Annotated in this window: 29 protein-coding genes; 9 read left to right on the forward strand and 20 right to left on the reverse strand. The window is 47.1% G+C overall.

The features are described 5' to 3' along the window. Positions 1-72: 72 nt before the first annotated feature. Positions 73-648, reverse strand: a complete 576-nt coding sequence (locus M1D67_RS19010; protein WP_026580147.1) for an LOG family protein — start codon at positions 646-648, stop codon at positions 73-75. A 110-nt stretch (positions 649-758) separates the two neighbouring features. On the opposite strand from M1D67_RS19010, the gene M1D67_RS19015 reads away from it, so the two are divergent. Together M1D67_RS19015 and M1D67_RS19020 are read left to right on the forward strand one after the other, a co-directional pair. Continuing rightward, positions 759-1,094: a MazG nucleotide pyrophosphohydrolase domain-containing protein gene (locus M1D67_RS19015; protein WP_026580148.1), complete on the forward strand. Its 336-nt coding sequence runs from the start codon at positions 759-761 to the stop codon at positions 1,092-1,094. Then, the gene (locus tag M1D67_RS19020; RefSeq protein WP_105981247.1) at positions 1,081-2,058 is read left to right on the forward strand and encodes an HD domain-containing protein; all 978 of its coding nucleotides are present in this window, start codon (positions 1,081-1,083) and stop codon (positions 2,056-2,058) included. The genes M1D67_RS19015 and M1D67_RS19020 overlap by 14 nt, the downstream gene beginning before the upstream one ends. Before the next feature lie 47 nt (positions 2,059-2,105). On the opposite strand, the gene M1D67_RS19025 is transcribed toward M1D67_RS19020, so the two are convergent. Both M1D67_RS19025 and M1D67_RS19030 read right to left on the reverse strand, forming a co-directional pair. Next, a complete protein-coding gene (locus M1D67_RS19025) occupies positions 2,106-3,725 on the reverse strand; it encodes a SulP family inorganic anion transporter (protein ID WP_020453049.1) in 1,620 nt (539 codons plus the stop codon). Next, positions 3,726-4,325 (reverse strand): beta-class carbonic anhydrase, encoded by a 600-nt coding sequence (locus M1D67_RS19030; RefSeq protein WP_020453050.1) that lies wholly within the window; start codon positions 4,323-4,325, stop codon positions 3,726-3,728. 397 nt (positions 4,326-4,722) lie between these two features. On the opposite strand from M1D67_RS19030, the gene M1D67_RS19035 reads away from it, so the two are divergent. Beyond that, on the forward strand, positions 4,723-5,694 hold the full coding sequence (locus M1D67_RS19035) for a 2-hydroxyacid dehydrogenase (RefSeq protein WP_020453051.1): 972 nt from the start codon (positions 4,723-4,725) through the stop codon (positions 5,692-5,694). Between the two features lie 15 nt (positions 5,695-5,709). On the opposite strand, the gene M1D67_RS19040 is transcribed toward M1D67_RS19035, so the two are convergent. Further along, positions 5,710-6,309, reverse strand: a complete 600-nt coding sequence (locus M1D67_RS19040) for a flavin reductase family protein (RefSeq protein ID WP_020453052.1) — start codon at positions 6,307-6,309, stop codon at positions 5,710-5,712. Between the two features lie 88 nt (positions 6,310-6,397). Here M1D67_RS19040 and M1D67_RS19045 point away from each other — a divergent pair, with 88 nt between their 5' ends. The 3 genes from M1D67_RS19045 (at position 6,398) to M1D67_RS19055 (ending at position 8,083) form a co-directional block, all read left to right on the forward strand. After that, positions 6,398-7,093, forward strand: a complete 696-nt coding sequence (locus M1D67_RS19045) for an ArsR/SmtB family transcription factor (protein WP_048350579.1) — start codon at positions 6,398-6,400, stop codon at positions 7,091-7,093. A 254-nt stretch (positions 7,094-7,347) separates the two neighbouring features. After that, positions 7,348-7,803, forward strand: coding sequence for a ribonuclease (locus tag M1D67_RS19050; protein WP_026580150.1), 456 nt, complete (start codon positions 7,348-7,350; stop codon positions 7,801-7,803). Positions 7,804-7,807: 4 nt separating this feature from the next. Continuing rightward, positions 7,808-8,083: a barstar family protein gene (locus M1D67_RS19055; protein WP_020453055.1), complete on the forward strand. Its 276-nt coding sequence runs from the start codon at positions 7,808-7,810 to the stop codon at positions 8,081-8,083. A gap of 64 nt (positions 8,084-8,147) precedes the next feature. Here M1D67_RS19055 and M1D67_RS19060 read toward each other — a convergent pair whose 3' ends face one another. From M1D67_RS19060 to M1D67_RS19095, 8 genes are all read right to left on the reverse strand, one after another. Beyond that, on the reverse strand, positions 8,148-8,906 hold the full coding sequence (locus tag M1D67_RS19060; RefSeq protein ID WP_075212701.1) for an arylamine N-acetyltransferase family protein: 759 nt from the start codon (positions 8,904-8,906) through the stop codon (positions 8,148-8,150). A 45-nt stretch (positions 8,907-8,951) separates the two neighbouring features. Continuing rightward, the gene (locus M1D67_RS19065) at positions 8,952-9,221 is read right to left on the reverse strand and encodes an HPr family phosphocarrier protein (protein ID WP_020453057.1); all 270 of its coding nucleotides are present in this window, start codon (positions 9,219-9,221) and stop codon (positions 8,952-8,954) included. A gap of 17 nt (positions 9,222-9,238) precedes the next feature. Next, on the reverse strand, positions 9,239-10,189 hold the full coding sequence (gene whiA, locus M1D67_RS19070; protein ID WP_020453058.1) for a DNA-binding protein WhiA: 951 nt from the start codon (positions 10,187-10,189) through the stop codon (positions 9,239-9,241). Between the two features lie 28 nt (positions 10,190-10,217). After that, a complete protein-coding gene (locus tag M1D67_RS19075) occupies positions 10,218-11,171 on the reverse strand; it encodes a gluconeogenesis factor YvcK family protein (RefSeq protein ID WP_023856351.1) in 954 nt (317 codons plus the stop codon). A 1-nt stretch (position 11,172) separates the two neighbouring features. After that, entirely contained in the window at positions 11,173-12,060 is an 888-nt protein-coding gene (gene rapZ / locus M1D67_RS19080) for an RNase adapter RapZ (RefSeq protein ID WP_020453060.1), read from the reverse strand. Between the two features lie 21 nt (positions 12,061-12,081). Next, on the reverse strand, positions 12,082-12,546 hold the full coding sequence (locus tag M1D67_RS19085) for an 8-oxo-dGTP diphosphatase (protein WP_026580154.1): 465 nt from the start codon (positions 12,544-12,546) through the stop codon (positions 12,082-12,084). 420 nt (positions 12,547-12,966) lie between these two features. Then, complete coding sequence (gene trxB / locus M1D67_RS19090; protein WP_020453061.1) at positions 12,967-13,917, reverse strand: thioredoxin-disulfide reductase; 951 nt, start codon at positions 13,915-13,917, stop codon at positions 12,967-12,969. Positions 13,918-14,083: 166 nt separating this feature from the next. Beyond that, complete coding sequence (locus M1D67_RS19095; RefSeq protein ID WP_023856353.1) at positions 14,084-15,544, reverse strand: tetratricopeptide repeat protein; 1,461 nt, start codon at positions 15,542-15,544, stop codon at positions 14,084-14,086. A gap of 294 nt (positions 15,545-15,838) precedes the next feature. Here M1D67_RS19095 and M1D67_RS19100 point away from each other — a divergent pair, with 294 nt between their 5' ends. After that, entirely contained in the window at positions 15,839-16,336 is a 498-nt protein-coding gene (locus tag M1D67_RS19100) for a GNAT family N-acetyltransferase (RefSeq protein ID WP_146874687.1), read from the forward strand. A 23-nt stretch (positions 16,337-16,359) separates the two neighbouring features. Here M1D67_RS19100 and hisIE read toward each other — a convergent pair whose 3' ends face one another. The 8 genes from hisIE to M1D67_RS19140 are packed head-to-tail and all read right to left on the reverse strand — an operon-like array spanning position 16,360 to position 22,787. Further along, positions 16,360-16,992 (reverse strand): bifunctional phosphoribosyl-AMP cyclohydrolase/phosphoribosyl-ATP diphosphatase HisIE, encoded by a 633-nt coding sequence (gene hisIE, locus M1D67_RS19105; protein ID WP_023856355.1) that lies wholly within the window; start codon positions 16,990-16,992, stop codon positions 16,360-16,362. Continuing rightward, the gene (gene hisF / locus M1D67_RS19110; protein WP_479831453.1) at positions 16,989-17,747 is read right to left on the reverse strand and encodes an imidazole glycerol phosphate synthase subunit HisF; all 759 of its coding nucleotides are present in this window, start codon (positions 17,745-17,747) and stop codon (positions 16,989-16,991) included. The genes hisIE and hisF overlap by 4 nt, the downstream gene beginning before the upstream one ends. After that, on the reverse strand, positions 17,744-18,481 hold the full coding sequence (hisA, locus tag M1D67_RS19115; protein ID WP_479831454.1) for a 1-(5-phosphoribosyl)-5-[(5-phosphoribosylamino)methylideneamino]imidazole-4-carboxamide isomerase: 738 nt from the start codon (positions 18,479-18,481) through the stop codon (positions 17,744-17,746). The genes hisF and hisA overlap by 4 nt, the downstream gene beginning before the upstream one ends. After that, positions 18,478-19,116, reverse strand: a complete 639-nt coding sequence (gene hisH / locus M1D67_RS19120; protein WP_023856358.1) for an imidazole glycerol phosphate synthase subunit HisH — start codon at positions 19,114-19,116, stop codon at positions 18,478-18,480. The genes hisA and hisH overlap by 4 nt, the downstream gene beginning before the upstream one ends. Beyond that, complete coding sequence (hisB, locus tag M1D67_RS19125) at positions 19,117-19,701, reverse strand: imidazoleglycerol-phosphate dehydratase HisB (protein WP_023856359.1); 585 nt, start codon at positions 19,699-19,701, stop codon at positions 19,117-19,119. It lies immediately after the preceding gene. After that, positions 19,701-20,981, reverse strand: a complete 1,281-nt coding sequence (gene hisD / locus M1D67_RS19130; RefSeq protein WP_479831455.1) for a histidinol dehydrogenase — start codon at positions 20,979-20,981, stop codon at positions 19,701-19,703. The genes hisB and hisD overlap by 1 nt, the downstream gene beginning before the upstream one ends. After that, positions 20,978-21,619 (reverse strand): ATP phosphoribosyltransferase, encoded by a 642-nt coding sequence (hisG, locus tag M1D67_RS19135; RefSeq protein WP_023856361.1) that lies wholly within the window; start codon positions 21,617-21,619, stop codon positions 20,978-20,980. The genes hisD and hisG overlap by 4 nt, the downstream gene beginning before the upstream one ends. Beyond that, positions 21,612-22,787, reverse strand: a complete 1,176-nt coding sequence (locus M1D67_RS19140) for an ATP phosphoribosyltransferase regulatory subunit (protein ID WP_023856362.1) — start codon at positions 22,785-22,787, stop codon at positions 21,612-21,614. The genes hisG and M1D67_RS19140 overlap by 8 nt, the downstream gene beginning before the upstream one ends. Before the next feature lie 232 nt (positions 22,788-23,019). Here M1D67_RS19140 and M1D67_RS19145 point away from each other — a divergent pair, with 232 nt between their 5' ends. Further along, positions 23,020-23,745, forward strand: a complete 726-nt coding sequence (locus tag M1D67_RS19145; RefSeq protein ID WP_095292114.1) for a C39 family peptidase — start codon at positions 23,020-23,022, stop codon at positions 23,743-23,745. A 279-nt stretch (positions 23,746-24,024) separates the two neighbouring features. Further along, entirely contained in the window at positions 24,025-24,693 is a 669-nt protein-coding gene (locus M1D67_RS19150) for a pectate lyase (RefSeq protein WP_020453073.1), read from the forward strand.

Here is a 24,693-nt window from a genome sequence, read left to right on the forward strand (position 1 = left end):
AGCAAAAAAAGCTGCCGAAGTCATCGGCAGCTTTTTTATGTTACCGTACCTCCGCTCATTATGTAAGAGTTTCTATAAATCCTTCCACTTTTTCTCGAGGACAGGGTAGCGATAATCATACATGTTCCCGATCAATTCCGCGGGGCTCGCCGAAGCATGAATCAGCTGAAGGTGCGATTCATTCGAAAAGCCCTCTTGAACGCTGTATTCGAGCATTTTAAGAAGTGGGTCAAAATAGCCGTTCACATTGTAAAGTCCGATCGGCTTTTGATGAATGCCGATCTGGGCCCAGCAAAGCACTTCAAACAGCTCTTCAAACGTACCGAAGCCTCCGGGCATCGCGATAAAGCCGTCAGCTAATTCACTCATTTTCGCTTTGCGCTCATGCATGCCGCTCACTTCGATCAGCTCTGTCAGCTGCTGATGAACGATTTCCCCTGTAAAAAGTCCTTTCGGCATAACGCCGACAACTTCCCCGCCGTTTTTCAATACGGTATCCGCAATCACGCCCATCAATCCCATTCTCGATCCTCCATAAACAAGGCGAAGCCCCTTCTCGGCAATATAAACACCAAGCTCTGCAGCTTTCTTCTTGTACGCCGGGTCCGTCCCCATATTTGATCCTGAATATACGCATACCGTTTTCACTTTCGCTCACTCCAACTCCATATATTGATAAAAGCAATTAACATTGTACTATATATTGTTTGTTCCGTGTGCGATAATATAATTGAATTTCTAAATGGGAGTGTAGACTTATGACAATCACAGACGCGGAGCAATGGACAAAGACATTTTATCGGAAAAGGGGATGGAGCGAATACGGACCTTTCATCCGGATGGGATTTTTAATGGAAGAGGCCGGTGAACTGGCGAGAGCGGTCAGGGCATACGAAATCGGAAGAGACCGTCCTGATGAAGCCAAACGGCCGGCTGCTGAACTGAAAAAGGAACTGCTCGAAGAAATGGGCGATGTGATGGGGAATTTGATTATGCTTGCTGGCATATACGATGTTTCATTGGAAGACATGATGGATGCCCACCGCCGCAAACTGACGAAAAGATTTGCAGGAGAGCATCATGAAGATCAATGACCGCCTTTACGGCGAGGCAGATTTGGAGCCTGTGCTGACAGACCTCATTCATTCAAAAGCCGTTCAGCGTCTAAATGGGATTCACCAAGGCGGAGCATGCTTTCTCGTCAATCCCGCATGGAACATCAGCCGCTGCGAACACAGCATCGGGGTTATGCTTTTGATCCGCAGGCTTGGCGGAAGCCTTGAAGAACAAATTGCAGGTTTGCTTCACGATGTTTCCCATACGGCATTTTCCCATGTGGCTGATGATGTATTTAACATGGAAAACGAAGATTACCATGAACAGATGTTTCGGCAATGGGTCAAGCAATCTGATATCCCCTGGATTCTGGATACATACGGATTCAAAGATGAAGATATCTTATACGATGAAAAAAAATGGACGCTGCTGGAGCAGCCGGCTCCTTCATTATGTGCGGATCGCATCGATTACACGCTTCGCGACTCTTTAGCCTACGGGTTTGGCGACCAAGAAGAGATTCGACGATTTTTAGAAACCGGACTGACCGTTGTCGAAGGCGAAATCTGCTGCACTTCGACAGAGCACGCCGAATGGTTCACCCGCCTTTACTATCAAGAGGTGATTGACTTCTTTATGAATCCCCTCAATGTATATGCGCTCTGTACACTCAGCCAAATGCTGAAAAAGGCGCTTGACATGCGTATCATCACGGGACGCGATTTTTTCAAAACCGACACGGAACTGCTTGCGATGCTAAAGCAAAAAGCGTGCTTCCGGGAAACGCTTGAAAGGCTCAGTACAGCGAGCCAGAGCGTTAAGCAAGGAGACGAAGACGATTTTACTTTTCATCAAACTTTAAAGGTAAGATGGATCGATCCAAAAGTCGCCGTTAACGGAAGAAAAGTCCCCGCCTCCACACTTTCAAAAGACGTCCTTTTGATGAAAGAAACGGCAATAGCCGCAATGAAAAACGGCACATATGTAAAAGCCGCCGAATAAAAGCAACCGCCTGCTTCGGTCAGCCCGGAACAGGCGGTTTTCTTCAGTTATGTCACGTCAAATATTTGTTCAGGCCTGTCGACAAAATGCTTTTTGCCGATTTTATGAAACAGCCCTGTTTTATGAAGAAGCTCACGCGGCTGCTGCTGCAGCCCGACAATCATCACTTTGCCGTTTTGCTGGTGGACACGGTTGACGATCGTCATCAAGCTGCCTTCTGCGGAAGAATCCATATAGTCTACTTTGTTCATAAGCAGGATGAGGAGTTTTGGCGGGTGGCCTTTGTCCAAAATTGAATCCTCCAATGAATTCGATGAGCCGAAAAACAGCGGGCCTTCAACAGAATAGATGCTGACAGAGCGGTGGAATTTCTTTTCTTCCGCTGCAGCAGCCGACTGGACGATCGATTCAGACACATCCTTTTTAATGCGGAACGATTTGCTCATTCTGACGATAAAGGTGATGATCGCCAGCAGGATCCCGGCCGCCACCCCAAATACAAGGTCCTGCCAAACCGTTAAAAGAAATGTGACGACAAGCACGGCAGAGTCGGAATTCTTAATTTTCAAAATGTTTACAAACTCTTTCCGCTCACTCATATTCCAAGCGACCACCATTAAAATCGGCGACATGCTTGCAAGCGGGATAAGGGAAGCGTATGGCGCAAACAAAAGCAGGACCAATAAAACAAACACGCCGTGCACGATCCCTGAAATCGGAGAAGCAGCACCCGTTTTAATATTGGTTGCCGTACGGGCAATCGCGCCTGTCGCCGGAATTCCGCCGAACAGCGGTGCGGCAATGTTCGCAATCCCCTGGCCGACAAGCTCTTTATTGCTGTCATGCCTTGTTCCCTTCATATTGTCTGCCACCATCGCGGAAAGCAGCGATTCGATTCCGCCGAGCATCGCAATCGCAAGAGCGGGAGGCAGCAGGTAAATGATTTTTTCCAATGACAATTCTGGAAATTGAAAGCTCGGCAAGCTGCGCGGAATTTCGCCGTAAGCTGAGCCGATCGTTACCACCTGTTCAGGAAACAGCATCGTGGCCATGACCGTCGATACAAGCAAGCCTGCAAGCGCTCCCGGCACTTTCGGCAGAATCTTTGGCGTAAACAGCACAAAGAAGAGCGATACGACAGCCGTCAAAATGCTGTAGAAGCTGAGCGTGTTCAGGTTGATGACAACCTCTCGCATATTCATATAAAAACTCTCATGCTTCTCAACATTCCTCAAACCTAAAAACTTGGCGATTTCTCCGGTGAAAATAATCACTGCGATGCCGGCCGTAAATCCGATGATCACCGGCCGCGGAATAAACTTGATAATCTTGCCGAGTTTTAGCAGCCCTAATATGACGAGAATCACTCCGGCCATAAAACCGGCAATCAGCAGATTCTCAAATCCGTATTGGAGCACAATAGCGAACAGGATCGGAACAAAGGCGCCTGTCGGTCCGCCAATCTGGTATTTCGACCCGCCGAGAAGCGAAATCAAAATACCGGCGACAATCACTGTGTAAAGACCGTGTTCCGGTTTCACCCCCGAGGCTATGGCAAAAGCCATGCCAAGCGGAATTGCGACGACTCCAACGACCATTCCTGCTACAATATCTTTTTGAAACCGTTTAAGGCTGTATCCTTCAAATCTGCCTGAAAAACGTAACATTCAATCTATCCTCCCCATTTCCGAAAGCAAAACGTCTTCACGTGAATAACCATCTTCCACAACATCCAAACGGCCGGTCTTTGGATCAATCACCAATCCGTGCACCGGAACGTCTGAAGGCATCAGCGGATGATTCCGAACCATGTTCACGCTGTGGCTGACGCTGTCTTCAACGCTGTCAAAGCCCGTCATCCATGTGTCCAAGTCGATGCCTGAATGCTGCAGGAGTTCGAGACAGCCATCATCAATCCCCCGCTGTTTGGCCTTTTGAAGGATAGATGAAGCGTTCAGGCTTGCCATACCGCACTCATGGTGGCCGATCACGCAGACTTCTTCAGCCTGCAGCTCATAGACAGCCACAAGAATGCTGCGCATGACGCTTCCAAAAGGGTGAGAAACAACGGCCCCCGCATTCTTAATGATTTTTGCGTCTCCATTTCTTAACCCCATTGCATGATGGAGCAGTTCTAATAAACGCGTGTCCATACATGTCAAAATCACAAGTTTCTTCTCCGGAAATTTTGTCGTTTCATAAAACTCGTACCCCTTTTCCTCTACAAAAGACTGATTTCGCTTCAAAATGGAAGTTAAAATCGCCATTTCTCTCTCACTCCTTTTCATAGTCATATGACCTTGATATTGTTACAGCCGAATTATAGCACATGGTTTTTCGATTTGGATTCGAATCAAAAAATTCACTATAAATGTACTGAATATTTTAAAAAGTCTAATTTTATATCTTTCTAAAATAATAAAATCTACACTGTTCTTCACCTATAAAAATAGAACTGGAAGCAAAATAGAACATCTAATATTTGGATTTATAGTTATAAAAATGCATTAAAATAAATTAAAAAACTGAAATAAGTATCTATGATTTTCTAAACAACAATAATTGAGCTGATAGTCCTGCGTTTATTCGGAACAGACTTTGATTTTTATAGAAGCCGTTTTTCCTCTATAATAGAAGCAGATGATACGCGGAAGGAGAATGCAGATGAAACCGTTTGTATATGTCACAAAACCGGTCCCAAAAGAAATCGAAGAGATGCTCGCCGAACACTGCACATATGAAATTTGGACTTCGCGCGAGCGCATTCCCAGATCAACCCTGCTCGAAAAAATCAAGGAAGCAGACGGTCTTTTGACCTCAGGGACAAAAATCAACCGTGAATTATTATGCAATGCGCCGAAGTTAAAAATCGTCAGCAACAACTCCGTCGGCTATGACAACTTTGACATTGAAGCAATGAAAGAAAAATCGGTTATCGGCACTCACACACCATACATTCTTGACGGCACAGTCGCAGACCTCGCTTTCGGTCTGATCCTTTCCTCAGCGCGGCGAATCGCCGAGCTCGACCGCTACATCCGCGATGGAAAATGGACCAAATCAGAGGATGATGAAAGCTTGTTCGGATGCGATGTCCATCACCGGACGCTCGGCATCATCGGAATGGGACGAATCGGAGAACAAGTCGCCAAACGGGCGGCCTTGGGTTTTGATATGGAAGTGCTCTATTACAGCCGCAGCCGCAAACCCGACACAGAGAAAAAAACCGGCGCGGTTTATACGGGCTTTCATGAATTGTTGGAACGCTCGGATTTCATTGTTCTGATCACACCGCTCACAGATGAGACATACCGCCTTATCGGCGAAGCTGAATTCAAAAAAATGAAACCGTCATCCATTTTCATCAACATCTCCCGCGGCAAAACCGTTGACGAACAAGCGTTGATTCAAGCGCTGAAAGAAGGATGGATTAAAGGAGCCGGACTTGATGTATTTGAAAAGGAGCCGATTGAAAAAGACAATCCGCTCCTAAGCCTTTCCAATGTGACCCTCGTTCCCCACATTGGATCATCCACTCTTGTCACACACGTCAACATGCTGAAAAGTGCCGTCCAAAACCTGATTGACGGTCTTCAGGGCAGACAGCCAAAAGATATAGTCAAAGAACTGAGATGACGCACATTCTTACATTCAGGCCCGGAATGTTTTGCCGAGCTCGCGTCCTAAACCAAAATAGTGTCTAAAAAGATAAATTAAAGGCCCCCATTTTTGAGGATCGATGTGGTGTTCCCCTTTTATAATCGCTTCATGTGCGTGCACATGAAGCACTTTTGTTTCAATGACGGCAAAATACGGTGAATGTTCCGGAATGCGGATATTGACGGCTTCCGCTTCAATTTGAAGCGGACAATCGGCGACTCTGTCAGGTTTCACCGCCAGGGAATCTGCTGCCGTAAATCCGCCGGCTGCAAACTTTTCTTTAAGGTATGTAAAGCCGAGCCGCTTTTTTTCTTCCGGAACGCATCGTTTGCCGGTATAGGAAGCGAGCCGTTCTACATTGCTCCATAAAGATGAATCCGGCACATTGATGACACATCCGGCTTGTCTCTCTAAATTCTCCAATGCTTTGCCGCCGGTGCCGACGCCGAGTACGATCGAATCCCCAAGCGCCCAAGAAGAGGAAAGCGGGCTGAGATTCGTGGAACCGTCTTCGTTCAGCGTGCTGAGCAAAATGACGGGTGTTCCGTAGTATAAAATGCTTGGCTGAATAATTTTGCTGTTTTGATGCATATCGGTCTCCTCCTTTTATGCTTTTATTGTAATTCTCCAATATTTCAATTAACATCGAAGTATCGATTACATTTTAGGAGGAAGTGTCATGACCGTGAATCCGAATATCGCCGAGGTCGCCAAGCTTGTCACCGATCCGTCGCGGGCCGCGATTTTAACCGCATTGCTTGATGACCGGTTTTATACAGCTACCGAGCTGGCCGGGTATGCGGGAATCAAACAGCAGACAGCAAGCTTTCACCTTTCCAAACTGCTTGACGCCGAAATGCTGACATGCCGGAAGCAAGGACGGCACCGCTATTACCGGCTCAAAGATGGCAAGGTTGCACAATCACTGGAAACTCTGCTCAACATAGCCCCCCCTGCTGAAATTCGCTCTTTCCGGCAGTCAGCCGAAGATCGGGCGGTCAGAAAAGCGCGGACATGCTATGATCACTTGGCTGGATCGCTCGGCGTCACACTTGCGGAGCGGCTCGTGGAGATGGGCGTGTTGAAAGAAGAAGAGACGGCTTTTACCGTGACTGAAGCAGGAGAATTATTTTTGAAGGAACTTGGCATCGATGTTGGGGAAGTCAAAAAGAAACGGCGCTCTTTTTGCCATAAATGCCTGGATTGGAGTGAAAGGCGGCATCACATTGCCGGTGCCCTGGGCTCCGCACTGCTCGACGCTTTTATCCGCATGGGCTGGATCGAGCGGCGCCCGCGCACACGGGCCGTTGCAGTCACGCCCGCGGGCGCAAAGGAACTTTACCGCCTATTTCACATTTCCATTGAAAAGAACTGATGAAAAGCAGTTGGTTTTTTCTTCAAATCTTGACTAACATTCCGGGAGTCAAATAGGAAACCGCGGCGATCCGTTCCCGTCCTCGGGTTTCATGGAAAATTTACAATACTATAATGATTTCTGAGCATGTTTTGAGGTACAATTCAATATGATTACAGACGGAATGGAAATGAGGAAATGCGGCTGTTCAATCCCATGAAGGCACATTCTTCATGTTTATGCTATAAAGTCTAAAGATGGGGAGGACTTTATCCGTGAAAAAAATATTATCCACACTTGCGCTTGGGATTGTTCTCGCGCTCGGCTTTCTGGCAGGGAACCTTTTTACAAGCTCAGCTGAAGGGCCGCATGCAGAAAAAGGCAGCACCGTTCAGTCAAATGAGGTCATTAATACGTTTGAAGGTGTTGCCGACTATATCGTGAAATACGGCAGGCTGCCTGACAACTTCATCACAAAAGCCGAAGCGGCAAAATTAGGGTGGGACCCGCAAAAAGGCAATCTCGCAGAAGTAGCGCCTGGAAAAAGCATCGGCGGCGATATCTTTCAAAACAGAGAAAAGCTGCTTCCAGATGCGGCCGGACGCGTATGGAGAGAAGCCGACATCAACTATACATCGGGATTCCGGGGGTCAGACCGGATCGTCTATTCCAACGACAGACTGGTTTATAAAACAACTGACCACTATAAAACGTTTACGAGAATGAGATGATCATATGAAACAAGTCACTTTAAACGGAGACAAGATCACGAGCGTATCAGACCTTCACCAAACATTAAAAGAACAGCTGGAGCTTCCGGACTACTATGGCGAAAACCTTGACGCGCTGTGGGATTGTCTGACCGGCTGGGTCGGCATGCCTTTGCTGATCGAGTGGAAGAATATCGAAAAAAGCCGGATTTACTTGGGCGATCAAGCCGAAGCATATTTGCAGCTTTTTCGCGAAGCCGAAGAAACACTGGACGGCTTTCAGCTGAAAACAGAAGGATAAAACAGAAAACGAGCGGGCGCTGCAGACAGGCGTCCGCTTATTTTAATTGATGCACAGTGGTGCTTCAGTCAAAAAAGGCTTGAACGAAAATGGTCTGGAAATCTCCGGCGTTCACATCTTCTTTCGTCAAACCGCTTCCGGTTTGCTTTGTGAAGTGATCCTTCGACAAAATTAACTTTCCGTCCTTTGTCAGCTTGGAAGCGAGCGGGTTTTTATTAAAGGGAGACGCTTCCTCATCGAAAATCGCATCCCGCACGCACGCAAGCGCCGCTTCATCGATTGGCGTCAGCGAAAATGCGTAGCCGGTCTGCCACCCCTCTCCCTTATCCATTTCAAGAAGGTAATCTCCTTTATCTGTCTTTGTTTTCCTGATACGGTAAGCTCCTGTTTTTGAGGTGATGGGTTCACCTGAGAACGGAACGGGGGCAAGCGGCAGGTTGATGCCGAATCCAGTATCAAGCAAATAGGTTTCATCGCTTTCCCGCAGAATAACGGCGACATGCGTTCCCGTCAGCGCCCACGCCTGTTCTTTTGGATTAAAAACCGTCCCGCGAACCATGTGTACGGAAAAGCCGAGCTCAGTCAGCACATGGTAAAGAAAGGCGTTCAAATCATAGCATAAACCGCCCCTTTTATTGTTCAGCAAGGCTTCCGTCAGCCCTGTTTTCGTCATCGAAATCCGTTCGTTTCTTAAAACCGCGCCATTTTCAAAAGGAAACTGTAAAGCCAGCAGCGATAAAAATTCGGGCAAGTCAGCAAATGTCACCTGCTGACCGGGCTTGTATCCAATCCTTTTAAACAGCGAATCAAGCATCGTCGTCATCGGTTATTCTCCTTCCGCTTTGAATCGATGAGAAAAAGCCAAACCTCATAAAGGTTTAGCTTTTTTCTCTTGAACATATGCAGTCAATGCAGCAAGAGCATCTTGCTCATCGGAACCGTCGGCGATCAGCGTGACTTCCGATCCGGAGCTGACAGCTAGGCTCATCAGCCCCATGATGCTTTTGGCATTCACTTTTTTATCTCCCTTTTCCAGAAAAATATCTGATTGAAAACGGTTGGCTTCTTGAACAAACAATGCCGCCGGGCGCGCTTGAAGCCCCGTTTTCAAAAGAATTTCCACTTTTTGTTGAACCATACGATCTCCCCCATTCCCTATTTTAAAGAGACAGATTGTCCTGAACGCAGCTGCTCAGCTATTTCATCCAGTTTCCTAAGCCTGTGATTGATGCCCGATTTGCTGATTTTTCCGCTCGACACCATTTCCCCGAGTTCCTTTAAGGTTACTTCCTGATAATCGATGCGGAGCTGGGCGATTTCCCTCAGCTTTTCCGGTAGCGCATCAAGCCCGATTCTTTCGTCGATCAGCTTAATGTTTTCCACCTGCCGCAGAGAAGCGCCGATCGTTTTGTTTAGATTGGCTGTCTCGCAATTGACGAGCCGGTTAACCGAGTTTCTCATATCGCGCACGATCCGGACGTCTTCAAAGCGGAGCAGCGAATTATGCGCGCCGATCACATTCAAAAACTCGGTAATTTTTTCAGCTTCCTTCAGATACGTGATGTATCCTTTTTTCCGCTCAAGCGTTTTGCTGTTTAAATGAAACTGATTCATGAGCCTGCACAATGAATCATTATGCTCTTTATACAGCGAAAAAATTTCGAGGTGGTAAGAAGATGTCTCGGGATTATTGACAGAACCCCCGGCTAAAAAAGCCCCTCTCATATAAGAACGTTTGCAGCAACGTTTTTTGACCAAGTCTTCCGAGATGTTTCTGGCAATGACAAAGTTGTCTCCGAGTATTTTCAGGTCCTCAAGAATCAGCTTGGCATTTTCGATCAGGCGTACGATGTAGACATTGTTTTTTTTCAGTCTCATTTTCTTTCGAACGAGCAGTTCAACGGAAACATCGTATTGTTTCTTCAGCAATGTGTAAATTCTTCTGGCGATGGCCGCGTTCTCGGTCTGGACGTCGAGAACCACTTTTCGGTTTGAGAAAGACAATGAACCGTTCATCCGAATGAGGGCAGAGAGCTCTGCTTTCGCGCAGCAATCTTTTACTTCAAGGTTTGTAAGTTCTTTTTTCGTTTCCGATGCAAATGACATATTATGGACACCCCCATTCCCAGGCCTGCTATTCTTTTAACAAATCAACAAGTAGCGAAGCGACTTTATGTGTATCATGACGGATCACGCCATTCTCGTATGTCACAATCTGATCTTTGATGACCTCAAGCCCCATCGCAGACAGATCATCAATGTTAAACTGGACGGGCTGTGCCTGCTCCTTCGCATAGCGTTCCCGGATATCGTCCGGGATTTCCTCATTGTTGACGAGGATCGTATCGATAAACGGACCGCCCATATGCTGGTTAAGCGCTTTTACATGATCAGCTGCACTGTAGTACAGCGTTTCTCCCGGCTGGGTCATCACATTGCAAATATAAACTTTTTTTGCCGGGGCGTTTAATATTTCTTCCCTTATCTTCGGAACGAGAAGATTCGGCAAGATGCTCGTATACAGGCTTCCCGGGCCGAGAAGAATCAGGTCGGCGCCGCGGATTACATCAATCGTTTCCGGAACGGGTTCGATTTTTTCAGGTGTTAAAAACACCCGTTTAATCCGCTTACCGTAAGACGGTATCGTCGATTCCCCTGATATGATCTGTCCGTCATCCATTTCCGCATGAAGGACAACACTGGTATTGGCCGCGGGCAGAACCCTTCCCCTCACATTTAAAACTTTGCTCATTTCAGTGACGGCGTGAAAGAAATCACCGGTTATATTCGTCATCGCCGCCAAAATCAAATTTCCCAATGAATGGCCGATTAAATCGCCGCCTTTAGAGAAGCGGTGCTGGAACAGATCTTCAACAAGCGGTTCAACATCAGACAGTGCAGCGAGCACATTTCTGATGTCCCCCGGAGGGGGAATTTTAAGCTCATCGCGCAGCCTCCCCGAGCTTCCGCCGTCATCTGCGACCGTCACAATCGCCGTAATGTCAACCGGATGTTGCTTCAATCCTCTGAGCAATACCGAAAGGCCTGTTCCTCCGCCAAAAATTGCGATTTTTTTCTGATCTGCCATGCTATTTTCTGCTTTTCTTCTCGATGTCCCGGTGAGTAACATGAGTATAGTAGTCCTTTTTATAATAATCGGCAAGGTATTCAGCAAGCGTCACCGAGCGATGCTGTCCGCCTGTGCAGCCAATCGCGATGACTAGCTGGCTTTTACCTTCGCGCTTATATGACGGAAGCATAAAGCTCAGCAGCTCGGTCAGTTTTTCAAGAAACTTTTGTGTTTCGTTCCATTTCATCACATACGAAGATACTTCCTGATCTTTTCCCGTCAACGGCCTCATGCTGTCGATATAGTACGGATTCGGAAGAAACCTTACGTCGAACACTAGATCCGCATCGATCGGTAATCCGTATTTAAACCCGAATGACATTACATTCACTGTAAAGGTATGTCCATGATCTGCCGCAAAATGCTGGACAATTTTTTCGCGCAAGTCCCTCGGTTTCATATCGGATGTATCATAAATGATTTGAGAGCGGCCTTTCAACTCTTCGAGAAGCTCCCGTTCCGTTCGGATACCCTCAAGCGGCAGGCCAGTTGTCGCAAGGGGGTGGGACCTTCTTGTCTCTTTATATCTTGAAACGAGAACCAAATCCTTGGCATCTAAAAATAAAATTCGCGGGGTAATCCAGGATGTTTCCCCAATCTCGTCAAGCGCTTCAATCAAGCTGTCAAAAAACTCGCGGCCGCGCAAATCCATAACAAGGGCAACTTTGCTCATTTTTGAACTTGATTCCTTCATCAGCTCCAAAAATTTCGGCAGCAAAGATGGCGGCAGATTATCGACACAGAAAAAACCTAGATCCTCAAAGCTTTGAATCGCCACTGTTTTTCCTGCCCCTGACATTCCGGTTATGATTACAAGCTGTATATCATGGCCTCCATTCGCATTCATGCTTCTCTCCCCCTCTTATGTTTATTCGCCTTGCGGGTCGAGGCGATAGGACAGCAATTCAAAGTCAGGCGTATACGTAAAGGTGCCGTGAAGCAGTCCTTTGCCTTTCAGCATAAAATCCAGAATATGGACGTCTCCCGGCGCCATCGGCAGGCTCCCGACGTCTGCCGCCTGATGCCACTCGATGATGCCTTCTTCCGATTCTTCTACATGTTTGCCTGTATAATGATCGGCGACGAATGTGAACATCATCCATTCAGATACGACCTGATCATTTTCTTTTATGATAAAGGTGAATATCCCTTTCAGCTGCGGGTTCAGCACATACAAGCCCGTCTCTTCGCGGTATTCCCTGATGACGGCGTCCCTGACGGTTTCCCCGCTTTCCATTTTGCCGCCGGGGGCTACCCACCAGCCTCGTCTGGGCTTTTGCAGCAACAGGACTTTATCACCTGAAGTCAGCACACAATTCGTCACTCTTTGCAAAGTCTGTCACCCATCCTTTTATTCCTTCAATTCTTTTTTCTATTATACCGCTTCCTGTCCCCGCTCACAATGAACATGCAGTTCCGCCGCGAAAATCGCTTTTTTCCGGACTGCTTTAAGGCTTTTCCCGGGTAAAACTTAAAGAAACGGCTTTTTCAGCGAATGGAAGCGCTTGCTAAAACCGTTCTTTCATTCTATTTTACAGCAAAAATAGACGTTTCAATATTGAAATTTGAACAACTTGTGAAATTTGTAAAAATTTCTCTTCATGGAAAAATAAAACAAAAAAAGGACACGGATAAGATAATCCGTGCCAATAAAATTCATTATAAAAGGGGGTCAATTACTATACCCATCATAACGAATAATTGTTTCACTGGTGTTACAGGGCGGTTAAATCATGATGACGATAAAAATACGTTATTTTACAGCCTTTTCTTTCTCTTTCAGCTCTTCGATATAGTGCTGAACGCTTTGTGCGGCAATGCTTCCGTCGCCTGTTGCTGTTACGATTTGGCGAAGGGTTTTCTCGCGGATATCGCCCGCTGCAAAAATACCTTCGACTTTTGTTTCCATCTGTTCATTTGTCACGATGTAGCCCTCTTCATTTGTAATGCCGAGGTTTTTGAACGGCTCTGAAAGCGGCAGCATGCCGATGTAGATAAAGACGCCGTCAGTCCGGAACTCTTCTTCTTCGCCTGTGACCGTATCGACCAGCGTTACTTTACCGACCTTTCCGTCTTTTTCATGAATTTCCTTGACCGTCTTGTTCCAGAGAAAGTCGACTTTTTCGTTGTCAAACGCGCGCGCCTGTAGGATGCTTTGCGCTCTCAGCTTATCGCGGCGGTGGACGATCGTGACTTTCGAAGCGAAACGGGTTAAGTACACGCCTTCTTCAACAGCGGAGTCCCCTCCTCCGACAACGACGAGCTCTTTGTTTTTAAAGAATGCGCCGTCACAAACCGCACAATAAGATACACCGCGGCCGCCAAGCTCTTTTTCGCCAGGTACGCCGAGCTTCTTATATTCGGCGCCTGCTGTGATGATGACCGCACGCGCTTTAAATTCTTTTGATCCCGCTTTGACGATCTTGTAGTCTCCTTCATCGACGACTTCTTTAATATCGCCATACGCATACTCAGCGCCGAACTTTTTCGCATGTTCAAACATTTTATTTGAAAGCTCTGGTCCCAGAATGCTTTCAAATCCCGGATAGTTTTCGACATCCTCCGTATTGGCCATCTGTCCGCCCGGAACGCCTCTTTCAACCATCAAAGTCGACAGGTTCGCCCTTGACGTATAAACGGCTGCCGTCATTCCCGCAGGACCTGCTCCGATAATAATGACGTCATACATCTTTTCTTCTGACACAATGTTCACTCCTTCATGAATCTTATGCTGTCAAGCAGTCCATTTCTGTTAAATAAGATTCCCTTCTTATATCTTCCTTACCCATATCCTATAAAATATCATGAATAATCGCTATTTTTTTGCTCACATAATAAAACAGGCTGAACAGTGAAGTTCACACCTGTTTCTAAAGATGTTCTTTTAATGTACGTTCATACTTAGAAAGCGTTCCGGGCGAGATATGGAAGATTTTTGCGGTTTCAGCTTTTGTCAGCCGCTCCTGATGCTCGGTCTTCCAAATGTAATAGATCGCCGCGGCAAGCCCGCCGGCATTTTTCAGCTGAAGGCCGTAAGCCCTGATCTGCTGAATGACATGAAAAATCCAAAAGCACATGGCCTCCTGTTCCATTGCTGACTGATCCGCTTGTTCAATCGCTTTCGCAGTTCTGTAAGCAAGAAGCGCGTCTTTTGAATCAACGGCTGCACTGCTTTCCCCGTAAAGCACAAGCCTGACAAACTGATCTTCAAACGGCGTTTTTGCCATCTGTGAATCAAGCACCGCTTTAAGCTGGGCTTTTTCCCCTTTTCTTCCGCTGATATAGTACGCGGCAAGGCGCTCCTCAAGCGGCCGCTGGACAGGTTTCTTTTCCTTCCGTTCTTTCCACGGCTCCATGCGGGCGTCATCCGGATACTCTTCCTGCATCTTTTTCCATACAGACCGGGCAAATTGAGTGCGGCCGGTGTAGTAAGCCGAGCAGGCGAGCCAGTAATAAAAGGTCTCATCCCCTTCAAATCCCATGCGGTAGAGTGATTTCAGCCATTTATAGCCGAGATCGTATCTGCCGACGAGGGATAGCGTGGCGCCGAGCTTATACCTTTGCTCAAACAGCATCGGATAAACATTGGAAAGCTGTTCGGAAAGCGCCTCGACCTTATCGTCCCGTCGTTCATAGTGATAAAAAATGAGAAGATTGCAAAGCGCATGCAGGTTTCCATGGCTTTTTTCCAAGACCGTAAAAATCGTCGTTTTGGCTTTCTGAATGTCTCCGGCATAAAAATATGCCAGTGCGAGGTTGTTGTAAGCTGACCAAAACTCGGGGTAATCGGAAGTGATTTCTTCAAGCATCACGATCGATTCCTGAAGCTGTCCATTTTCCAGCAGTGATTTCGCCCGATCCTGTTTCAGAATCAAGTCGTCCTGATCAAACTGCGAATAGCCCTCATCTTCCTCTCCCATATCCAATAAATCAAGGAGCTCCGCATTTTCCTCGCTGAACTCGCCGTCCGGGTCTTCTTTTAAATAAGTCTCCGCTGCTTTATAGGCTTCGTGAAAAAGGCCGAGGTGCGCATAGTTATTGGCTTTAAAATAATAACATTCAGTCATTTTTTCGTTGATGTTCGTCAGGATAAAGTCCAAAAGTTCATTTGATTGCTGGTAAAATCCCATTTCAGTGTAAATAACAGCAAGTTGGGACAGCATTCCCGTGTTTTCCGGTTCAAGAAAAATCGCTCTCTGAATGAGCTTGCTTGCGCGGGATAAATTGCGTTCTCTATATGCTTTGAGCCCTTTATGATAAAAATATTGCCCATCTTGGAACAGTTGGACAATTCTCGAATCTTTATGGTGTTCAGAAGTGTACTTTCCCACAGATACCCTCCATTTCAAACTATATACCGTGAGTAGTATAACATAGTTTCCAGCAGGCTTAATAGGCCAAAAACAAGTTTCGAGAAAATTCTCTTCATTTTCCACATATGGTTTTTTCACCATTTTATTCCTGACGTTTGGAGCACTGGAGCGCATAGGGCTTTCAGAAGGTTTAAGGTAGGTTTTATATCGGAAGTACGCTTTTTATTTTAACCAGGGCAAAATCTTTTTTTAGCACTAGATAGTGACGAATATACGTTCCCATTGTATGATCATAGAAAGGGGGTTCATCATGTGAAAAAAAGCGGATCAATACAATTGAAGCATTTCTCGGAAGAACATTCAGCTGCGCTTCTCGAATTCGAGCTTCCTGAAGAACAGCATCGATTTACCGCGTTGCCGAAAGAGATTTTAAAACAGACGGACGGTCAGTTTCCAATCGTAATTTTAAGCGAAGGCGAACCCGTCGGATTTTTTATCCTGCATGCGACCGAGAGGGTAAAAGACTATTCGGACAACCCGGACGCCATGCTGTTAACGGCGCTATCCATCGACAGAAAGCACCAGGGAAAAGGTTATGCAAAAGAAGGAATGCTCAAGCTTCCTGCATTTGTCGCCAAGGAGTTCACCCATTGTCATGAAATCGTGCTGGTTGTGAACGTGAAAAACACCGCGGCCCAGCACCTGTATGTGAAAGCCGGATTTGCAGACACAGGGGAAAGAAAAATGGGGCCGATCGGAGAGCAAATCGTAATGAAATTAAACACGGGAAAACACCCAAAAGGCAGTTAGCTTTTTGGGTGTAAGCAATGCGCTTATGATTCAGAGCCTTCATGGCGCTCTTTCAGGACGCCAAGCACATCATCAAGCGGCAGGGACTGCTCCCTCAACAAAACGAGCAGATGGTAAAGAAGGTCAGCCGCTTCCCATCTCAGCTCTTCAGAATCCCGGTTTTTTGCAGCGATAATGACTTCCGCCGCTTCTTCGCCAACCTTCTTCAAAATCTTGTCAACGCCTTCACGGAACAAATATGTCGTATATGCGCCTTCAGGCATTTCAGCCTGCCGTTTAGCAATCACCGTTTCAAGTTCATTGATGATGTCAAAGCGGCCGCCATCAGTCTGTCTGATATGTTCGCCGGGCGAAAAACAGCTGTAGCTTCCTGTATGACAGGCCGGTCCCGCCGGTTCGACCAGCACGATGAGCGCATCCTGATCACAGTCAAGCCTGATGTCTATCACACGCTGAATGTTTCCTGACGTCGCTCCCTTATGCCAGAGCTCTCCTCGCGATCTGCTGAAAAACCATGTCTCCTTCATTTCCAGCGTTTTTTCAAACGATTCTTTGTTCATATAAGCAAGTGTCAGCACTTCCTTGCTCGCTGCATCCTGGACAATCGCCGGGATCAAGCCGGCTTCATTAAATGTCAACTCGTCTGCCTTGATCATCTTACATTCACCCCACTCTCTTTTAAATAAGCTTTTACTTCTTTTACAGATGTTTCTTTGTAATGAAAGATAGATGCGGCAAGAGCCGCGTCCGCCCGCCCTTCTGCAAATGCATCATACATGTGGCCCGCATGACCTGCGCCTCCGGATGCAATGACCGGGACTGAAACAGCTTCTGACACAAGCTTTGTGAGCCTGCAGTCAAATCCGTTCTTTTCTCCGTCTGCATCCATGCTTGTCAGCAGGATTTCACCGGCTCCCCGCTGAACGGCTTCCTTCGCCCATGAGACGGTCTCAAGGTCCGTCTTTTTACGTCCACCGTGTGTATAAACATAATACTGATCAGCTTCCGGATCGAATTTTGCATCAATCGCGACGACAATGCATTGAGAACCGAAAAAGTCAGCGCCTTCCGTTATCAGCTCCGGACGGAGAACGGCAGCCGTATTAACGGAAACTTTGTCGGCGCCGGCCCGCAGGATCGTTTTCATATCATCCAAACGATTGATGCCGCCGCCGACGGTAAATGGGATCGCCAGCTTGGCCGCCACTCTTTCAACGACGTCAACCATCGTTTTTCTCCCCTCGTGGGATGCCGAGATATCGAGAAAAACAAGCTCATCGGCGCCTTCACGATCATATACTTCAGCCAGCTCAACGGGATCGCCGGCATCTTTCAATTCAACAAACTGCACACCTTTGACAACGCGGCCGTCTTTTACGTCCAAACACGGGATAATTCGTTTTGTGATCACTTTGCCGCCACCCTTTCAAGCGCTTCAGCCATGGTAAATTGATTGGTATACAGCGCTTTTCCGACAATGGCGCCAGAGACGCCTTCCACAGTCCGGGAAGCGAGCGCCTCAAGATCGGCGAGAGAGCTGACACCGCCGGAGGCAATGACTTGTTTGCCGGTTGCCCTGGCAAGCTCCACTGTACTGCTGATATTCGGTCCTGACAGCATTCCGTCAGTCGCAATGTCGGTAAAGATAAAAACTTCCGCACCTTCATTCGCAAGCTCGCGGCCAAGCTCTTCCGCTCTAACGGAGGAGGTCTCAAGCCATCCTTCAGTCGAAACAAATCCGTCTCTTGCGTCAAGACCGATTGCGATATGCCGGCCGTAAGCTTTCAGCATGTTTTTGACAAACTCGGGATTTGATACGGCCGAGCTGCCTAGGATCACCCTTTCAACACCTTGCGACAAGTAGTCATACACGTCTTTTTCGGTCCTGATGCCGCCGCCGACTTGCACTTTAACGTTGAGCTCATCAGCAATGCTTATGACGTGTCTGTCGTTCACTTTTTTGCCTTCTCTTGCCCCGTCCAAATCGACAAGATGAATCCAGTCTGCCCCCGCTTCAGCAAACCGGGAGGCCATATCCAGAGGGGAATGACCGTAAATCGTTTCTTTTTCATAATCTCCCTGGATGAGCCTGACGCATTTGCCGTTTCTCATGTCAATGGCAGGGTATACAGTAAACTCGCTCATTTTTTCACCTTCTGTTCTTGTGTAAGCTGCTTGAAACGCTTTAAGATCGACATGCCGACCGCACTGCTTTTTTCCGGATGAAACTGGGCGCCGTATACATTGCCAAAACCGACGACAGCAGGCACACGCACACCGTATTCGGCGCTGGCAAGCAAAGCTTCCTCTTCGATTCCGCAGACATAATACGAATGAACGAAATACGCATACCCTTCTTTCGTCTTTGGTAAAAGCGGAGAGTGGCGGTGGACCGTGAGAAGATTCCAGCCCATGTGAGGCACTTTTAAGCGATCTCCCGCTTGGTCACGGTCTTTCAGTTTAACGATTTTTCCTTTCAAAAGGCCGAGTCCTTTTGACGCCCCGCGTTCTTCGCTTTCTTCAAATAACAGCTGCATACCGAGGCATATGCCGAGAAGAGGTTTTCCTTCACTTACGGCATTTTGAATAAATGTTTTCAGGCCGGTCTGGCTTAAAGTCTCCATCGCATCCCGAAAAGCGCCGACTCCCGGAAGGATATAGCTATCCGCTTTCTTAAGTTCATCCGGATGCTCGGAGACGAAATAAGGGGCATCAATCCGTTCAAGCGCTTTAGAGACGCTGTACAGGTTTCCCATTCCGTAATCTATGACACCGATCATTTACAGCATTCCTTTCGTTGACGGAATTCCTTTAACCCGCGGATCGATCAATGTCGCTTCATCAAGCGCACGTCCCAGCGCTTTAAAAATCGCCTCGATCATGTGGTGAGTATTCGTACCGTAATGAACGATGACATGAAGATTCATTCGCGCTTCCAGCGCAAACTTCCACAAAAATTCATGGACAAGCTCTGTATCAAAGGTTCCGACTTTCCGGCTCGGGAATTCGGCTCTGAACTCGAGGTGCGGCCTGTTGCTCAGATCAATCGCAACCTGGGCGAGAGCTTCATCCATCGGCACTATGCTCGAACCGTAGCGTTTGATTCCTTGTTTATCTCCGAGCGCTTCCAAAAGCGCCTGTCCGAGACAAATTCCGATATCTTCCGTCGTATGGTGGTCGTCGATTTCAACATCGCCTTTCGCTTCAACTGAAAGGTCAAACTGCCCGTGTTTTGTAAATAAATCGAGCATATGCGTCATAAACGGGACATCCGTTTGAATATCCGCTTTCCCTTCTCCGTCAATATGAAAGGATAATTTAATATCAGTTTCATTGGTTTTTCTTGCCCGTTCGGCTTTTCTCATCAGTCTTCCTCCCGGTTTCTGGATTCAATTGCTCTTGCATGGGCTTCAAGCCCTTCCAATCTAGCAAAGGCCGCAATGCTCTCGGCATTTTCGCGGAATGCATCCCTGCTGTAGGAAATGATGCTGGAGCGCTTTTGGAAGTCGTTCACATTTAGCGGGCTTGAAAATCTGGCTGTGCCGTTAGTCGGCAGAACATGATTAGGGCCCGCAAAATAATCTCCCACCGGCTCTGAACTGTAGCGGCCCAGGAAAATGGCTCCCGCGTGTTTGATCTGTCCGAGCAGGGCGTCAGGCTGAGCTGTTAAAATTTCCAAATGTTCAGGAGCGAGCTCATTGATGACGGAAACAGCTTCATGCATCGTCTTTGTAACATAGATCAAACCGTGGTTGTCAATCGACTGCTGTGTAATCTCTTTTCTTGGAAGATGTTCGAGCTGTTCGTAAACCTCTTTTAAAACAGATTCGGCAAGCGGCTTTGAGTCGGTGACAAGAATGCTCGCTGCCATCGCATCATGCTCAGCCTGTGAAAGTAGATCAGCAGCGATTTCCCGGTGATTTGCCGTACTGTCAGCGAGAATGGCGATTTCACTTGGGCCCGCGATCATATCAATATCAACCTGGCCGAATACTTCCCGTTTAGCCAAGGCGACGTAAATATTTCCAGGTCCTGTGATTTTATCGACGGGGGAAATGGTTTCTGTTCCGTAAGCCAATGCGGCAATCGCCTGAGCACCGCCCATTTTGTAAATCTCTGTGACGCCAAGCTCAGCGGCAGCTGCCAGCACTCCCGCCGACAATTTGCCGTCTTTTCCCGGAGGTGAGGCAAGGACGATGCGATCGACACCGGCAACAAGCGCCGGAATAACATTCATCAGAACGGATGATGGGTAAGCAGCCGTTCCGCCGGGCACGTACACTCCCGCTGAATCAAGGGGCGTGATTTTCTGGCCGAGCATCGTTCCGTCCTTGCGGTGGTAAAACCATGATGATGCGAGCTGCCGCTCATGATATTCTTTAATGTTAAAAATCGCCGCCCGAATAATCTCGAGATCACGTTCATTGAGCGTGATGTATGCTTCCTTGATTTCCTCTTCAGAAACGCGAAAGTCGGCCACATCCGCTCCGTCAAATTGTCTTGTGAATGCGGAAACAGCTGAATTCCCGTACTTTTTCACTTCATCGATAATGCCGCGGACCGCTTTTCTTTGCTCTTCCGTTCCGGCGTCAATAGTGCGCTTTAGGGAAACCGACGTATTTCCGCTGATGGTTTTGATCTTCATTTTACTTTTTCCCCTTCCACAATAAGAGAAAGTTTTGAAGCCATTTCATCGATGACTGCGTCTTTCATTCGGTAGCTGACAGGATTTACGATGAAACGTGACGTGATGTCGCAAATTTTTTCGGTTTCAACCAGCCCGTTTTCCCTTAAAGTCTGTCCTGTTGATACGATATCAACGATTCGGCCGGCAAGTCCGATCAAGGGAGCGAGTTCAATCGAACCGTTGAGCTTGATGATTTCCACTTGTTCTCCCTGCTCCCTGAAGTAGCTTGACGCGACATTTGGATACTTGGTCGCAACCCGGGGCGCAACGTTGTCGGCCGCCGTCTCTGGCAGGCCGGCTACGGCAAGACGGCATTTGCTGATGTTTAAATCAAGAACCTCGTAGACATCGCGTTCTTCTTCCAGCAGCACATCTTTGCCGGCGATTCCGACATCGGCCACCCCGTGCTCGACATATGTTGTGACATCCATCGGCTTGGCGAGGATAAAGCGAAGGTTCTCTTCAGGCACCTGAATGATCAGTTTTCTCGAATCATCGAATTCTTCAGGGAGCTGATAGCCTGCTTTTCGAAGCATATCGGCAGCTTCTTCAAATATCCGCCCTTTCGGCATCGCAATCGTCAATTCCTTACCCATGCTTCTCTTCCTTTCTGGCCCCGATAAAATAGGTCACGTTTTGAAAAGACTTTGTCATTTGGTCAATATCTCCGATTCCCGCTAAGTCCTGTATAACGACTTTTTTGCCCTTTCTTCGCTCTTCTTCGGCAAATTTGATCGCCTCTTTTCTTTGTTCCGTGCTGAAGATGACGACATCGATTTTTTCTTGCTCTTCCGCCGGCTTCAATGCTTCTAGCAGCCTGTCAGTCCTGATGCCGAAACCGGTTGCCGGAGCGGGTGAGTCGAAGCGGCCGAGAAGCTGGTCGTATCTGCCGCCGTTTCCGATCGGAAAGCCGACGTTTTCAGCATAGATTTCAAACAAAACACCCGTATAGTAGCTCATATGGCTGACCATGCCTAAATCAAGCTTAATGTCGTCCGTGCAACCATAGTCGCCGAGTGTCTCCCAAAGCGTCTTCAGTTCTGAAACCGCGCGTTTTCCTTTTTCAGAATCGATGATCGATGCCGCCTTGCCGCACGTTTCAATACCGCCTCTCAGCTCCAAAAGCTCGAGCAGCCTGCTTTTATCAATTGAGGATAAATTGAGGGATTTTACATGCTCCCGGTAGCCGACATAGTTCTTTTCGTATAAATAGCGCCGCAGGACATGGGCCCTTTCTTCATTTCCTAAAACCTCCACAAACAAAGCATCTGAAATTCCGACATGGCCGATCGAGATTTTAAATGAAGTCAGGCCGGCATTTTTAAGCGAAAAAATGACGAGTGCAATCACTTCTGCGTCAGCGCTTGTAGATCCATCGCCGATCAGTTCGACGCCGACTTGCTCAAATTCGGCGGCACGTCCGCCTTCACGCTCCTGTGCCCTGAACACATTTGCGGCATAGCCCACTCTAAGCGGGTGATCATCTTTATGAAGCTTTGAGGCCGCCACCCTTGCGATCGGAGCCGTCATATCAGGTCTTAACACGAGCGTCTGCCCCTCCTGATCAAGGAGTTTAAACAACTGCTGATCCAATATGGCCGACTGCACACCGACCGTATCATAAAATTCAAGGGCCGGTGTCTCCATGAACTGATACCCCCACAAAGCCATCACCTCTGTTAATGAAGAGCGCACCTTTTTCTTTGTTTCGTAAAGCACAGGCAGCGTATCCCGCATGCCATGCGGTTTTTCAAACATAAACATCTACACTTGCACCCCCATAACTGTTTGAAGGAAAATTCCGAATCCTTTAGTTCGCTAATATGATAATATGCTAACAGATAAAAGAATCAAAATCAACAGCCGCTCTTAAAATAGACTACGGACCGTATGGGAAATGATAACTTTTATGTAATGAACATCTTGATGTTATAATATAAACAATTGCAAATCTTTGCCTTAACCAAACCAGCAAAGGGAAGACAGGAGACTCAGAATGAAATTTTTCAAAACTCTTTTTTTAATTTTTTTCGTAGCAGCTCTTATAACCGCCGTTCTTATACTGTTTTCTAAAGATGCGTTAAGCCCGTTAGCCGAAATGCTGAACAGCAGCCATAAGAATGCTGCTGACAATAAAGAAGTACATCAGCCGCTTGACGTCCCGCTGATCAACCAAATGGACTCGCCGAAGCTTTATAACGGCTGTGAAGTCGCCAGCCTGGCGATGATCTTAAACTACAGCGGATATCATGTCACAAAAAATGAGCTTGCCAATGAGGTGAAAAGAGTGCCTCTGCACTATGAAAGCGGCTTAAAGGGAAATCCTAACGACGGCTTTGTGGGAGATATGGAAAACGGACCCGGACTGAGTGTCTACCATGGCCCGATTTACGATTTGGCCTATTCATACGCAGGTACTAAAGCTGTCGATTTGACGGGAAGTGAGCCGGAGAAAATATATGAACAGCTGAATCAAGGAAGACCGGTTTGGGTTATCACCACTGTTCATTTCAGTCCAGTCAACGATATGGAAACATGGAATACACCGTCAGGTAAAATCGATGTGACGTACAGCGTTCACAGTGTTGCCGTGACAGGCTATGATGAGGATTACGTTTATTTGAATGATCCGTACGGATATAAAAACAGAAAAACAGACAGAGAAAATTTTGAGAAATCATGGACACAAATGGGCAGTCAGGCGATCGTGATCGCCGCTTAAAAAGGCAGATTAACCCCTGCCTTTTTTAGTTCTTTCAACCCCTATTAAAATAAGCCTCTTTACCCTTTCATCACATCCAAAATACAGAAAACAACCTCATTGCACGTGTTCAATTTACTGTTTTTTCATAATATTCAAATTTTTTGTTTACATTTTAGCAAGCTCGCATATATGATAGTACCGAAATAGGTGTCTCATCTTATTGCAAAAGGACCAGAAATTGTTTTCATCTAAGGGAGACAAATCTGTTTTGAACAATATTTCATGAGGAGGATGAAAATGATGAAGAGATTAGCAGGTACGGTTATTTTGTCAGGTTTGCTCGTCTGCGGGTTTGGACAGGCTCTGCCCGAAAAAGCCTCGGCCGCCGAGGTCGTTCACAAAACGATCGTGGTCGAAAAAGGACAAACGTATGACGGGAAAGGCAAGCGGTTGATTGCAGGTCCGGAGCTGGGGGACGGAAGCCAGCGCGAAGATCAAAAACCGATTTTCAAAGTGGAGAATGGTGCAACGCTCAAAAATGTCGTGCTTGGCGCTCCTGCTGCTGACGGTGTTCACACTTATGGTAACGCTTCTATAAGCAATGTTGTTTGGGAAGATGTCGGCGAAGATGCCCTGACTGTCAAAAGCGAAGGAAATGTCACGATTAACGGAGGATCAGCCCGGCTTGCCGCGGACAAAATCTTTCAGATTAATAAAGCGAGTACATTTACCGTGAAAAATTTCACTGCGGATCAAGGAGGCAAATTCATTCGCCAGCTCGGAGGCTCGACATTTAAGGCAGTGGTCAATATTGATAACTGCACGATTACAAATATGAAAGAAGCCATCTTCAGAACCGACAGCAGTACAAGTTCCGTTACGATGACAAATACAAGGTACTCAAAAGTCGGAAAGAAGTGGATCGGTGTGAAGCATATTACGGAAAGGAACAATCATGAATTTTAA

Source organism: Bacillus sp. PK6-025 (assembly GCF_056530265.1).

Bases quoted from the DNA above. Each gene is read 5' to 3' on its own strand.
- hisIE (WP_023856355.1), bottom strand. From the start codon at position 16,992: ATGATCAAGGCAGACGAGTTGACATTTAATGAAGCCGGCTTGATCCCG.
- M1D67_RS19055 (WP_020453055.1), top strand. From the start codon at position 7,808: ATGAAACAAGTCACTTTAAACGGAGACAAGATCACGAGCGTATCAGAC.
- hisA (WP_479831454.1), bottom strand. From the start codon at position 18,481: ATGAGCGAGTTTACTGTATACCCTGCCATTGACATGAGAAACGGCAAA.
- M1D67_RS19045 (WP_048350579.1), top strand. From the start codon at position 6,398: ATGACCGTGAATCCGAATATCGCCGAGGTCGCCAAGCTTGTCACCGAT.
- rapZ (WP_020453060.1), bottom strand. From the start codon at position 12,060: ATGAATGCGAATGGAGGCCATGATATACAGCTTGTAATCATAACCGGA.
- M1D67_RS19140 (WP_023856362.1), bottom strand. From the start codon at position 22,787: ATGTTTATGTTTGAAAAACCGCATGGCATGCGGGATACGCTGCCTGTG.
- M1D67_RS19065 (WP_020453057.1), bottom strand. From the start codon at position 9,221: ATGGTTCAACAAAAAGTGGAAATTCTTTTGAAAACGGGGCTTCAAGCG.
- hisB (WP_023856359.1), bottom strand. From the start codon at position 19,701: ATGAGAAAAGCCGAACGGGCAAGAAAAACCAATGAAACTGATATTAAA.
- M1D67_RS19150 (WP_020453073.1), top strand. From the start codon at position 24,025: ATGATGAAGAGATTAGCAGGTACGGTTATTTTGTCAGGTTTGCTCGTC.
- M1D67_RS19015 (WP_026580148.1), top strand. From the start codon at position 759: ATGACAATCACAGACGCGGAGCAATGGACAAAGACATTTTATCGGAAA.
- M1D67_RS19060 (WP_075212701.1), bottom strand. From the start codon at position 8,906: ATGACGACGATGCTTGATTCGCTGTTTAAAAGGATTGGATACAAGCCC.
- M1D67_RS19020 (WP_105981247.1), top strand. From the start codon at position 1,081: ATGAAGATCAATGACCGCCTTTACGGCGAGGCAGATTTGGAGCCTGTG.
- hisH (WP_023856358.1), bottom strand. From the start codon at position 19,116: ATGATCGGTGTCATAGATTACGGAATGGGAAACCTGTACAGCGTCTCT.
- M1D67_RS19035 (WP_020453051.1), top strand. From the start codon at position 4,723: ATGAAACCGTTTGTATATGTCACAAAACCGGTCCCAAAAGAAATCGAA.
- whiA (WP_020453058.1), bottom strand. From the start codon at position 10,189: ATGTCATTTGCATCGGAAACGAAAAAAGAACTTACAAACCTTGAAGTA.
- M1D67_RS19030 (WP_020453050.1), bottom strand. From the start codon at position 4,325: ATGGCGATTTTAACTTCCATTTTGAAGCGAAATCAGTCTTTTGTAGAG.
- M1D67_RS19025 (WP_020453049.1), bottom strand. From the start codon at position 3,725: ATGTTACGTTTTTCAGGCAGATTTGAAGGATACAGCCTTAAACGGTTT.
- hisD (WP_479831455.1), bottom strand. From the start codon at position 20,981: ATGAAGATCAAAACCATCAGCGGAAATACGTCGGTTTCCCTAAAGCGC.
- hisG (WP_023856361.1), bottom strand. From the start codon at position 21,619: ATGGGTAAGGAATTGACGATTGCGATGCCGAAAGGGCGGATATTTGAA.
- M1D67_RS19075 (WP_023856351.1), bottom strand. From the start codon at position 11,171: ATGGCAGATCAGAAAAAAATCGCAATTTTTGGCGGAGGAACAGGCCTT.
- M1D67_RS19145 (WP_095292114.1), top strand. From the start codon at position 23,020: ATGAAATTTTTCAAAACTCTTTTTTTAATTTTTTTCGTAGCAGCTCTT.
- M1D67_RS19040 (WP_020453052.1), bottom strand. From the start codon at position 6,309: ATGCATCAAAACAGCAAAATTATTCAGCCAAGCATTTTATACTACGGA.